The sequence below is a fragment of the Micromonospora sp. M42 genome (assembly GCF_000568915.1).
GTDB lineage: Bacteria > Actinomycetota > Actinomycetes > Mycobacteriales > Micromonosporaceae > Micromonospora > Micromonospora chalcea.
Window position 1 is genome coordinate 881,715 of the sequence record NZ_KK037233.1, and the last position, 11,584, is coordinate 893,298.

Genomic DNA, 11,584 nt, shown 5'->3' on the forward strand with positions numbered 1-11,584 from the left:
CGGCGTACGGCTGACCCGCCGCCGGGTGGTGGACCACGGGCGGCTCGCCGCGAGCCTCTGTGCGCCGGTCCGTCCCGCCTGACCGGCCGCCCCCGCACGAACGGACCCACCCCATGCTGCTCGACCCCCGGGGACCGCGCTTCGCCGCCGTCCTCACCACAGTCGTCCTCGCCGTCGTCCTCGTCACCGGCTCCGGGCTGCTCCTGCTCGCCCAGGCCGTCGTGTTCGCGCTCACCGCCCTCAACCCGCGCCTCGGCCCGTACGGCCTGCTGTTCCGCGCCCTGGTGGCGCCCCGGCTGGACCCGCCGGCGGAGCTGGAGCCGGTCGCCCCGGTGCGCTTCGCCCAGCTCGTCGGCCTGGTCTTCAGCGTCGTCGGCGCGGCCGGCTGGCTCGCCGGGATGCCCGCCCTCGGCCTGGCCGCCACCGGCGCGGCGCTGGCCGCGGCGTTCCTCAACGCCGCGTTCGGGCTCTGCCTCGGCTGCGAGGCGTACCTGACGATCCGCCGTCTGACCGGGCGGCCGCTGGCCGGCCGGGTGGCGGCGCCCCCGCGCTGACCGCCCGCCCGTACGCTGGCCCCGGCGGATGGGGGAGGGGCATGGCAGGTCGCGCACGGCTGGACCGGCGCAGCGTGCTCGTCGCGGCGGGCGGACTCGCGGTGGCCGGGATCGGCGTGCCGGTCGGGCTGGCCGCCACGAACGACCGGCCACCGCCGCCCGCGCCGCGCGGACGGCGGCCGATCAGCATGGCGATGCACCTGCACGCCTCGTTCAGCGAGGGCGTGGCCAGCTACGCCGCCCACCTCGACCAGGCCCGCCGCAACGCCGTCGACGTGCTCTGGTGGGACCGACCACGACTTCCGGGTCGCCCGCCCACGAACCACCGCCGGGGTCGTCCACTTCGACGGCCCGGAGGAACGCGAGGGCGGGCTGGCCTTGGACGTGGCAGCCGGCCACCGAGGGGCGGCTCACCGCGTCGGCCGGCCGACTTCGTGGACGTCCCCGACGCCCCTGACGGTCCCGGCCGCGCGCTGCGCCTGGTCGCCGCCGGGACCGGCGCCCACTGGTACGCGGCAAGGCGTGGAACTGGACGCACACCTCCAACATCTCCGACACACGCTGCACCTCGACGTACGCCCCGAAGCCGCCGGCCGGGACGCCACGCTCACCGTCGAGATCGCGCTGTCGCACCACCCCGCCGGAACCGGCCGCCCCGCCGGGCAGCTCGTGCTGCGCTACCGCCTCGGCGGCGTCGACACGGTCCGGCACTCCGTCGACGGCCGTTTCGGCACCGTGGAGCGGCCCGCCCCGGCCGGCGCCTGGCAGCGGCACACGTTCGAGCTGCTCGCCGACGTGCGGCGGCTCTGGCCCGACCTGGTGGCGGGCGACAACTCGCTGCGCGGGCTGCGCCTCGGCGTCACGGTGGCAGAAGGCGCGCGCGGCGCGTACCTGGTGGACCGGCTCGTCTTCGACCGCGCCCGCCGGGCCGGGCAGGCCGGTGAGGAGATGCGCGCCGAGGTGCTGCGCGGCTACGACGGGGCGTACCCGGGCGTGACCCACCACCGCGCGTACGAGGTGTCGATGGTGCGGCACCTCAACTGGTTCGGCGGCGACGGCACGCTGCCGAGCTTCCCGTCCCCGCCGTACCGGGACAACGACGTCGAGGCCACCGAGAAGATGGTGGAGTTCCTGCACTCGCACGGCGGGGTGGTCTGCTGGAACCATCCGCTGGACACCGAACGCCGCGAGTCACTGGCCCGGCTGCTGGTCAGCCGCAACGCGCTCGGCGTCGACCTGATCGAGATCGGGCGCCGGCCGGTCGAGGACTACCTCTGGGCGTACGACGTGGCGGCCCGCAACGCGATCCCGCTGACCGCCGTGGGCGTCACCGACGACCACGACGGCACCGACTGGCGGGCCGGCCGGGACCGGAACGTCACCTCCGTCTGGGCGGCCTCGACCGGCCGTGACGACCTGGTAGCGGCGCTGCGCGCCGGGCAGGCGTGGTTCGCCGACCTGGCCGGCTACCGGGGCGCGCTGGACCTGGAACTCGGTGGCCGCAGCGGCATGGGCGCGCTCGCCGTGCTCGCCGAGGACACCGTCACGGTGCGGCTGCGCGCCACCGACCTGCCCGCCGGGGCCACACTGGAGGTGGTCACCGGCGAGGTCGACCGGGCCGGTGTCGCGGACCCGACTCCGGCGGTCCGGGTCGGGGGGGGTCCCGTGGCGGCAGTTGCGGGCGGGCTGGCACGACCAGCCGGTGGGGGCGCCGGCACGTACGTGCGCACCCAGGTACGCGACCGCGAGGGCGAGATCGTGGGCGCCAGCAACCCGATCTGGCTGCTCCGCACCCCTCCGCCCGCAGGCATCCCCCCAACCCGCCGCTTCTGACCGCCACCCTCCGCCTGTTCCGTCGATCATGAAGTTGACGGCGATGTCGGTCCCTTTTGTCCACGCCAACCTCATGATCAACGAGGTGAGGGTGGTTGCCGGGATCTGGTACTCGTGGCGGTGTGTCCGAAACCGACCACCTACCGCGCCGCGCCGTGCCGCGCGGGCGCCCGGCCGCCGACCGGCGGCCGGAAGCAGCCGTTGCGCCGATGGCCGGCCGCCCCGGCCCGGTGAGAATGACCAGCGAGGCGGCATCCGACACCCGCCCGTGGGACGCGGTGGAGTCTGTCGCATGAGCGGCTGGGAACTGTCCGGCTACACGCCGGTCCGCCGGCTCGGCGCCGGCGCGTCCGGCAGCGTCGTGCTCGCCACCCACGACCGGACCGGCACCCCGGTCGCCATCAAGTACCTGGTCCGCGACCTGGGCGAGGACTCGTCGTTCCGGACCGCGTTCCGCGCCGAGGCCCGGCTGCTCGGCGAGATCGACGACCCGCACGTCAGCCGCCTCTACGAGTACGTGGAGAGCCCGCACGGCGCGGCCATCGTGATGGAACTGGTCGACGGCGTGTCGCTGCGCCAGATGCTGCGCGCGCACGGCCCGACCACGCCCGAGGCCGCGCTCTGCGTCCTCAAGGGCTCACTCGCCGGCCTGGCCGCCACCCACGCCCGCGGTGTCGTGCACCGCGACTACAAACCGGAGAACGTGCTCGTCACCGGCGCCGGGCTGAGCAAACTCGCCGACTTCGGCATCGCCATGCCGGTCGGCCAGGGCTCCGACACGACTGTCTCCGGCACGCCCCGCTACATGGCCCCCGAGCAGTGGACCGGCGCCCCCGCCGCCCCGACGTGCGACGTCTACGCCGCCACCGCCACGTTCTTCGAATGCCTCACCGGCCGGCCCCCGTACCAGGGACCGGACCTGCTCTCGCTGCGCGACCAGCACGCCTTGGCGCCGATCCCCGCCGAGGCGGCGCCCCCGCCGGTGCACGAGCTGCTGCGCCACGGCATGGCCAAGCGCCCCGACGAGCGGCCCGAGTCCGCCGAGGCGTTCCTCGGCCTGCTGGAACAGGTGGCCGGCGCCGGCTACGGCCCGCAGTGGGAGGAACGCGGGCTGCGCGAGCTGGGCCGCCGGGCGGCGCTGCTGGCCGCGCTGTGGCCGTTCCCCGAGCGGGCCGACGGGGCCACCGCCGTCGCCCACACCGCGGTGGCGGACACGGCGCTCGGCGCGCGCTCCGGGCGACGCGGACTGTTCCGCAAGGGCCGCACCCGTACCGCACTCACCGCCGGAGCCTTGGCCGCCGCCGTCGTGGCCGGCGGCGCCGGCTACAGCTACGCCGCCAACGACGGCACCGACGCCGCTGCCCCCACCGGCCCGGCGAGCGCCGCCCCGGCCACCACGACCGCGCCCACACCGGACCCGACCGCCGCCGGGACGCCGAGCCCGTCGCCGACACCCACCCCGCCACCGCGTCACGCCGCCCGCCCGTCGCACCCCGGACCGGATCGGGTCGCCGACCCGCGCCGGCACGCTCAACCCCAGCGCGTCGAGAGCGCCTTTCGGTCCAAGTCCGCCGAGGCGTTCCTCGGCCTGCTGGAACAGGTGGCCGGCGCCGGCTACGGCCCGCAGTGGGAGGAACGCGGGCTGCGCGAGCTGGGCCGCCGGGCGGCGCTGCTGGCCGCGCTGTGGCCGTTCCCCGAGCGGGCCGACGGGGCCACCGCCGTCGCCCACACCGCGGTGGCGGACACGGCGCTCGGCGCGCGCTCCGGGCGACGCGGACTGTTCCGCAAGGGCCGCACCCGTACCGCACTCACCGCCGGAGCCTTGGCCGCCGCCGTCGTGGCCGGCGGCGCCGGCTACAGCTACGCCGCCAACGACGGCACCGACGCCGCTGCCCCCACCGGCCCGGCGAGCGCCGCCCCGGCCACCACGACCGCGCCCACACCGGACCCGACCGCCGCCGGGACGCCGAGCCCGTCGCCGACACCCACCCCGCCCACCGCGTCACCGCCGCCCGCGCCGTCCGCCACCCCGGACCGGACCGGGTCGCCGACCCGCGCCGGCACGCCCACCCCCAGCGCGTCGCGCAGCACCACCCCGCCACCGCCGGACGTGACCGCGCCGGTCGTGGACGGGGTACGCGCCGACCCCGGCGAGCTTGGACCCGAAGGGCTGCCCCTACGGCGCGAAGAGCAGCACCGTCACCGCCACCGTCACCGACGACCGCAGCTCCCCGGCCGCGCTGACCGTCACCTTCGGCTACACCCTCGACGGCGCCACCGGAACGGTCCGGATGGCCGCCGCCGGCCGCGGCGTGTTCACCGGCACGCTCGGCCCGCTGTCCACGCCCAAGCGCAGCGCCCGCATCCCGATCCGGGTCACCGCCGCCGACGCCGCCGGCAACACGACCACCTCGGCGTCACCGGTGTACGTGACGCTCTACCACGACTGCACCCCCGGCTAGGAGTACGACAGTGCCCGCTGCCCAGCACCGCAGCCCGTTCCGGGGACGTCCGGCGTGACCCGGCCCGACGAGCCCACCGAGGCGCTGCCGACCCGCGCCCTGCCGGTGACCCCGCCCGGGGACGCCGATGCCGCCGAGCCGACAGTCCACCTCGTCGCGCCCCGCGCCGCCGCCGAGGCGGAGCCGACCGTTTCTCTGTCTGCGGTGAACGGCGAGCCGACGGTGTCGCTGGCCGTGGACGGCGCGGAACCCACTGTGCCACTCGCCCGGCCGGAGGTGGACCGCTCGCCAGATGCCGAGCCGACCGTCCACCTGAGTCCGGCTCCGGCTCCGGCAACGGCTCCGATTCCGGCCCCGGGCACCGTGACCGGGCAGGCGACAGTGCGTCTGCGGCCGGTGCCGCCGGCCAGGGGCCCGGGCGTGGAGCCGACCGTCTCGTGGCAGCCCACCGGGGTACCGCATGGGCACCAGGCCGGCGGGCCGCCGGCGGCGACGGGCGCCGGGGCGTACCCGGATCGGACCGTGGGCGCGCGGGCGCCCAGCGGCGTCCCGGCGCCCGCGCCCGGCGGCGAGTTGCGCTTCGGGCCGGGCGTGCCGGTGACGCCGCCGCCCGCGCCGCCCTGGCCGACCGCGCCCCCGATCCGGCCGCGACCGGTCTGGCGGCGTGTCGTCTCGGTGCTGTCCACGCTGCTCACCGCCGCGCTGCTGCTCACTGTCGGCCTCTACCTGTGGCAGCGGCTGCGCCCGATGGAGGTCGAGCAGGTGTCGGTGGCGGCGAACCGGCCGGCCGGTGTCGCGTGCGACGTGACGGTGGACGTGGTGGCCACGGTACGGACCAACGGGCGCGCCGGAACGATCCGCTACCAGTGGTTCCGCTCGGACGGCCCGCCCGGCGCGGTGCTCACCGAGCGGGTCGGCAGCGGGCAGCACACCGCGACCCTCACCCTCGAGTGGACGTTCTCCGGAGTGGGCACGACAGTCGGCACGGCCACCGTCAACATCATCGAACCGGCGCCGATGCAGGCCGGCACCCGCGTCAGATACCGCTGTCCCGGCGGCTGACCGCGTTTCCCCGCGCGCGGGTCCGGGTAGCCCCACCCGAACAAACCTGGACCACGTACGTGGAGGCCCTTCGATGAGAGACAACTTCGGGGACGCGGTGGGCGACGCGTTCCGTTCGGTGATGCTGTTCCTGCCCAAGGCGGTCGCGTTCGTCGCGATCCTGATCGCCGGCTGGCTGATCGCCAAGGCCGTGCTGAAGCTCGTGGACAAGGTGCTGGAGCGGGTCCACTTCGACCGGGCCGTCGAGCGCGGCGGCATCAAGACCGCGCTGGCCCGCTCCAAGTACGACGCCAGCGACATCGTCGCCAAGCTCGCCTACTACGGCGTGCTGCTGGTCACGCTCCAGCTCGCGTTCGGCATCTGGGGCCCCAACCCGATCTCCGACCTGATCGCCGGTGTGATCGCCTGGCTGCCCCGGGCGTTCGTCGCCATCGTCATCGTGGTGGTCGCCGCGGCCATCGCCCGTGCGGTGAAGGACATCATCTCCAGCGCGCTCGGCGGCCTCTCCTACGGCCGGGTGCTGGCGAACCTCGCCTCGGTGTTCATCCTGGGCCTCGGCGTCATCGCCGCGCTCAACCAGATCGGCGTCGCCACCACTGTCACCACTCCGGTGCTGATCGCGGTGCTCGCCACCGTGGGCGGCATCCTGGTCGTCGGTGTCGGCGGCGGCCTGGTCCGGCCGATGCAGAGCCGCTGGGAGAACTGGCTGACCCGGGCCGAGGAGGAGTCGCGCACCATCGCCACGCACGCCCGCGCGTACCAGGCCGGGCGCCGCGACGTCGAGGCCCGCCTGGCCGCCACCGGCCCGTACGCGGACTCCGAGCTGACCCAGCCGGTGAGCCGGGACGCCGAGGCGGACCGTACGCAGCCCGTCCCCGCGTACCCGGCCACTCCGGCCGCCGCCGGTGCGGACGCCACCGAGCCGGTGCCGGCGGAGGCCACGCAGCACATTCCGGCGTACGCGGACTCCGACCGCACCCAGCCGGCCACGCCGCGTCAGCCGACCGCCGAGCAGGCCGCGGACAGCGAGGCCACCATGGTCATCCCGCAGGCCGACGTGGAGAAGTTCCGCCGCTGACCTGGCGGCAGTGACACTCGGGGCGGGACCGCACGGTCCCGCCCCGATCTCGTGCCCGCCGGGGGACCACCGGGGCGCCTCGCGGCGGATAGGATCCGGGCATGACCTGGCGATGTTGATGCCCTACTGAGCGACGAGGCCGCGGGCCGCCGCGGACGCCGTGCATTCCGGCCGGTGTCCGTCACGTCCCGTGGGAAGGTCCCATGCTCGTCGCTCCTGCCCGCGTACCCGCGACCCGCCGCCTGGCGGCGACGCTCTACGGGTACGCGTTCCTCACCGACCTCGTCCTGCTCTACCCGCTCTACGTGCTGCTGTTCGCCGACACCGGGTTGTCGGTCGGGCAGATCTCCTCGCTGTTCGTGCTCTGGGCGGCCGCCGGCATCGTGCTGGAGGTGCCCTCCGGGGTGTGGGCCGACACGGTGTCGCGCCGGCTGCTGCTGTGCCTGGCGCCGCTGCTCGCCGCCGCCGGTTTCGCGCTCTGGGTGCTGCTGCCGTCCTACCCGGCGTTCGCCGTGGGTTTCCTGCTGTGGGGCGCCGGTGGCGCGCTGCGCTCGGGCGCGCTGGAGGCACTGGTCTTCACCGAGCTGGAGCGTCTCGGTGCGGCCGACAGGTACGCCCGGCTGATCGGCCGGGCCCGCACCGCCGAGGTGCTCGGCGCCGTCGGGTCCGGGGTGCTCGCCGGGCCGGCGTACGCGCTCGGCGGCTACCTCGCGGTCGGCGCGGCGAGCGTGGCGACCTGCCTGCTGGCGGCAGCCGTCGCGGCCCGCTTCCCGGAACACCGCCCACGATCGTCCGCGCCGGTTCCAGGTGGCGAGCCGGACGGGCCGCGCGCGAGTGCCGCGCCGGGTGACGACGAGCCCGGCTGGCTGGACAGCCTGCGCCTGGGCCTGCGCGAGGTGCGCGCCGACCGCCGCGTCCGGGCCGCCGTGCTGCTGGTCGCGGCGGTGACAGCGATCTGGGGTGGGCTGGACGAGTACACCGGGCTGCTGGCCGCCGACACCGGCATGGCCGAGGTGGGCGTACCGCTGCTGCTCCTGCTGGTCTGGGCCGGGATGACTGTGGGTGGGCTGCTCGCGCCGCTGGGCGAGCGGCTGTCCCACCGGGGGTACGCGGGCCTGCTGGTGTTCGCGGCGGGCGCGACGGCGGCCGGGGCGCTGCTGCGGCACCCGGCGGGGTTCGTGCTGCTGGCCGCCGCGTTCGCCGCGTTCCAGCTCGCTACAGTGCTCGCCGACGTGCGGCTGCAGGCCCGGATCGCCGGGTCGGCGCGGGCCACCGTCACGTCGCTGGCCGGGATGGCCACCGACCTGACCATCGTCGCCTTCTACGCCGGGTACGGGCTGCTCGCCGGCGCGGTCGGCAACCCGGCTGCCTTCGCGGTCGCGGTGCTGCCGTACCTGCTGGTGGCGCTGTGGCTGTTCACCGGTCGAGCATGAATCACCAGAAAAGGGACCAATGGTCGCGTTCGCGGCCTAGCGTGGGTCCGGAAAATCGGCGACCCCGGGGAGACGATCGCGGTGACGTTGGAAGCAGAGCGCACACTGCGCGACGAGGACCTGACCGGGCTGGCGGAGCTGGCCGCCCAACTCCGGGTGGACGCCATCCGGTGCAGCACGATGGCCGGCTCCGGGCACCCGACATCGAGTCTCTCCGCCGCCGATCTGCTCGCCGTGCTGGTCGCCCGGCACCTGCGCTACGACTGGTCCTACCCGGGCAACCCCGGCAACGACCACCTGATCCTCTCCAAGGGGCACGCCTCGCCGCTGCTGTACGCGGTGTTCCGGGCCACCGGCGCGATCAGCGAGCAGGAGCTGCTGGAGACGTACCGGCAGGCCGGGTCGCGCCTGCAGGGCCACCCCACGCCGGTGCTGCCCTGGGTCGACGTCGCCACCGGCTCGCTCGGGCAGGGGCTGCCGGTCGGCGTCGGGGTGGCGCTCGCCGCCCAGTACCTCGACCGGTCACCCGCGCACGTCTGGGTGCTCTGCGGCGACAGCGAGACCGCCGAGGGATCGGTGTGGGAGGCGCTGGACAAGGCCGGGCACTACGGGCTGCGCAACCTCACCACGATCGTGGACGTCAACCGGTTCGGCCAGCGCGGCCCCACCGAGCTGGAGTGGGACCTGGACACCTACCGGCGTCGTGTCGAGGCGTTCGGCTGCCGGGCGATCGTCGTCGACGGCCACGACCTGGGCGCGATCGACGAGGCGTACGGGCAGGCACTCGAGGCCACCGGGCCGACGGTGGTGCTGGCCCGCACGGTCAAGGGCAAGGGCGTGCCGGAGGTGGAGAACGACCCGGCCTGGCACGGCAAGGCGTTCGACCCGGAACTGGCCGACCGGGCCGTACGGGCGCTCGGCGGCCCCCGCCGGATCCGGGTCGCCGGACCGAAACCTCCCGCCGCGCCGCGCACCGCCGCCGCCGAGCACCGGCAGCCGGAGCTGCCCCGGTACGAGCGCGGGACGAAGGTGGCCACCCGGAACGCGTACGGCGACGCGCTGCGCGCCCTCGGCGCCGCCCGGCCCGACGTGGTCGCGCTCGACGGAGAGGTCAGCGACTCCACCCGGGCGGAGAGCTTCGCCGCCGCGTACCCCGATCGGTTCTTCCAGATGTTCATCGCCGAGCAGCAGCTCGCCGCCGCGGCGGTGGGCCTGGCGGTACGCGGCTACCGGCCATTCGCGGCGACGTTCGCCGCGTTCTGGTCCCGGGCGTACGACTTCATCCGGATGGCCGGGGTGTCCCGGGCCGACATCGCGCTGGTCGGCTCGCACGCCGGGGTCGAGATCGGCCCGGACGGCCCGTCCCAGATGGGGCTGGAGGACATCGCGGCGCTTCGCGCAGTGCCCGGCTCCACGGTGCTCAGCCCGGCCGACGCGGTCTCCTGCGCGGCGCTGGTCGCCCAGATGGCCGACCACCCGGGCATCACCTACCTGCGCACCACGCGCGGCAAGTACCCGGTGCTCTACGACGACGGCGAGCCGTTCCCGATCGGCGGCAGCCGGATGGTGCGCGACGGCGGCGACGTGGCGCTGCTCGGCACCGGCGTGACGGTGCACCTCTGCCTCACCGCCGCCGACGAACTGACCCGCGAGGGCATCGACGCGCGCGTGATCGACATGTACTCGATCAAGCCGGTGGACCGGCAGCGCCTCGCCGAGACCGTGGTGGAGACCGGCGGGCGGCTGGTGGTGGTCGAGGACCACTACCCGGAGGGCGGGCTGGGCTCAGCGGTGCTGGAGGCGCTCGCCGACCTGGGCGAACCGTCCCGGGTCAACCACCTGGCGGTACGCGGGCTGCCCGGCTCCGGCACCCCGGCCCAGCAGTTCGACCGGGCCGGCATCGGCGTCGGCGCGATCGTCTCGGCAGCGCGGGCCCTGGCCTGAACGCCTGTTCGCCGGGGCCAGGTCAGCGGCGGTGTTTGCCGAGGCCGGCGGCGGGTAGCCACGCTGCCGTTGCGACGGGAGGACAGACGATGGCCGAACCGGAGTTCTACGCGCGGGTGTCCGCCCGCGCCGGCGTACCGGTCGAGACGGCCCGCGCGCTGACCGAGGCGACGCTGCGCACGCTCGCCGAACGGATCAGCGGCGGCGAGGCCGACGACCTGTCCGCGCACGTCGCGCACGAGCTGCGTCCGTTGCTGGCGCGCGCCCGGGTCGAGGACCCGGAGGTCTTCGGGTACGACGAGTTCCTGCGCCGGGTCGCCGAGCGCTCCGGCGCGACACCGTCCGACGCCGAGCGCGGCGCGCGGGCGGTGCTGCAGGCGCTGCACCGGGTGGTCGGGCCGGCCCAGTTCAACCGGGCGCTGTCCCAGCTGCCGCGCGAGATCGCCGAGCTGGCCCAGCCCGCCCCGCGCCCGGCCTAGGCGAAAGGAAGGGCCCCTTGTTAACGCCTCCGGTAGAGGAAGGGCCCCTTGTTAACACCCGCCGCCGCAGGCTGCGCGCGTCGGCGCCGGGGAGGCGTCACTCGGGCAGCGCGTCCAGGTAGACCCAGCGGCCGTCCTCGCGGGCGAAGCGGCTGTGCTCGGCCAGCACACCCGCCCGGCCACCCTCGCGGTAGTGCGCCCGGAACCGGACCGTACCGGCGCTGTCGAACAGGCCGCCCTGACCGGTCTCCACGATCTCCAGCCGGGTCCAGCGCGTGCCCGGGTCCAGCTCCAGCCGGTCGGGCCGGGTGCTGGGGTGCCAGCTGTGCCGCAGGTAGGCCGCGTCGCCGAGCGCGAACGCGCTGAACCGGGACCGCATCAGCGCCTCCGCGGTCGCCGCCGTCGCCTCGCCCCGGTGGACCGGGGCGCAGCAGTCCGCGTACGGCCGGCCGGTGCCGCACGGGCATGCCGCCGTCCGTTCACCCCGCCTCGCCATGCCGCGATTCTCCCAAGCCTCGGAGAGGTGTTAACAAGGGGCCCTTCCTCTACCGGAGGCGTTAACAGGGGGCCCCTCCTTACACCTCAACCCAGTAGGCTCCCCGGACCATGAGCGTGAGTCCGACTCAGCGTGTCCTCGACCCCGATCAGGTCCGCCGATACCTCACCGCCTCGCTCGGGCCCGGCGTCGAGGTGGCCGACTGCGGCCCGCTGTCCGGTGGCGGCTTCGCCGCCGTGTGGC

General features: G+C 75.4%; 11 protein-coding genes and 1 pseudogene. 9 read left to right on the forward strand and 3 right to left on the reverse strand.

Annotated features, from left to right (window positions below):
* Positions 1 to 113 precede the first annotated feature (113 nt).
* The 3 genes and pseudogenes from MCBG_RS03635 to MCBG_RS33605 all read left to right on the forward strand — a co-directional run.
* Positions 114 to 554 carry a DUF4395 domain-containing protein gene (locus tag MCBG_RS03635; protein ID WP_043323868.1) on the forward strand — a complete coding sequence of 147 codons (441 nt, stop codon included), beginning with the start codon at positions 114 to 116 and terminating at the stop codon, positions 552 to 554.
* Between the two features lie 522 nt (positions 555 to 1,076).
* Positions 1,077 to 2,387 carry a CehA/McbA family metallohydrolase domain-containing protein gene (locus MCBG_RS03640; RefSeq protein ID WP_223201047.1) on the forward strand — a complete coding sequence of 437 codons (1,311 nt, stop codon included), beginning with the start codon at positions 1,077 to 1,079 and terminating at the stop codon, positions 2,385 to 2,387.
* A 292-nt stretch (positions 2,388 to 2,679) separates the two neighbouring features.
* Positions 2,680 to 3,366: pseudogene (locus MCBG_RS33605) on the forward strand (serine/threonine-protein kinase); the annotation flags it as partial.
* A 350-nt stretch (positions 3,367 to 3,716) separates the two neighbouring features.
* On the opposite strand, the gene MCBG_RS34690 reads toward MCBG_RS33605, so the two are convergent.
* The gene (locus MCBG_RS34690) at positions 3,717 to 3,845 is read right to left on the reverse strand and encodes a hypothetical protein (RefSeq protein WP_255358578.1); all 129 of its coding nucleotides are present in this window, start codon (positions 3,843 to 3,845) and stop codon (positions 3,717 to 3,719) included.
* A gap of 402 nt (positions 3,846 to 4,247) precedes the next feature.
* Positions 4,248 to 4,481 (reverse strand): hypothetical protein, encoded by a 234-nt coding sequence (locus MCBG_RS33610; protein ID WP_223201048.1) that lies wholly within the window; start codon positions 4,479 to 4,481, stop codon positions 4,248 to 4,250.
* A gap of 62 nt (positions 4,482 to 4,543) precedes the next feature.
* Between MCBG_RS33610 and MCBG_RS33615 the strand changes: the two genes are divergently transcribed.
* From MCBG_RS33615 to MCBG_RS03675, 6 genes are all read left to right on the forward strand, one after another.
* Positions 4,544 to 4,849: a hypothetical protein gene (locus MCBG_RS33615; protein ID WP_223201049.1), complete on the forward strand. Its 306-nt coding sequence runs from the start codon at positions 4,544 to 4,546 to the stop codon at positions 4,847 to 4,849.
* Between the two features lie 54 nt (positions 4,850 to 4,903).
* Positions 4,904 to 5,911 carry a hypothetical protein gene (locus MCBG_RS03655; RefSeq protein ID WP_043323870.1) on the forward strand — a complete coding sequence of 336 codons (1,008 nt, stop codon included), beginning with the start codon at positions 4,904 to 4,906 and terminating at the stop codon, positions 5,909 to 5,911.
* 73 nt (positions 5,912 to 5,984) lie between these two features.
* Positions 5,985 to 6,989, forward strand: a complete 1,005-nt coding sequence (locus MCBG_RS03660; RefSeq protein WP_043323872.1) for a mechanosensitive ion channel family protein — start codon at positions 5,985 to 5,987, stop codon at positions 6,987 to 6,989.
* A gap of 203 nt (positions 6,990 to 7,192) precedes the next feature.
* Positions 7,193 to 8,422: an MFS transporter gene (locus MCBG_RS03665; RefSeq protein WP_043323874.1), complete on the forward strand. Its 1,230-nt coding sequence runs from the start codon at positions 7,193 to 7,195 to the stop codon at positions 8,420 to 8,422.
* A gap of 81 nt (positions 8,423 to 8,503) precedes the next feature.
* Entirely contained in the window at positions 8,504 to 10,366 is a 1,863-nt protein-coding gene (locus MCBG_RS03670) for a transketolase (protein ID WP_051610934.1), read from the forward strand.
* Between the two features lie 89 nt (positions 10,367 to 10,455).
* Positions 10,456 to 10,845 carry a DUF2267 domain-containing protein gene (locus tag MCBG_RS03675; protein WP_043323876.1) on the forward strand — a complete coding sequence of 130 codons (390 nt, stop codon included), beginning with the start codon at positions 10,456 to 10,458 and terminating at the stop codon, positions 10,843 to 10,845.
* A 97-nt stretch (positions 10,846 to 10,942) separates the two neighbouring features.
* Here the strand turns inward: MCBG_RS03675 and MCBG_RS03680 are convergent, their stop codons facing one another.
* A complete protein-coding gene (locus MCBG_RS03680) occupies positions 10,943 to 11,341 on the reverse strand; it encodes a YchJ family protein (protein WP_043323878.1) in 399 nt (132 codons plus the stop codon).
* Positions 11,342 to 11,584: the final 243 nt, after the last annotated feature.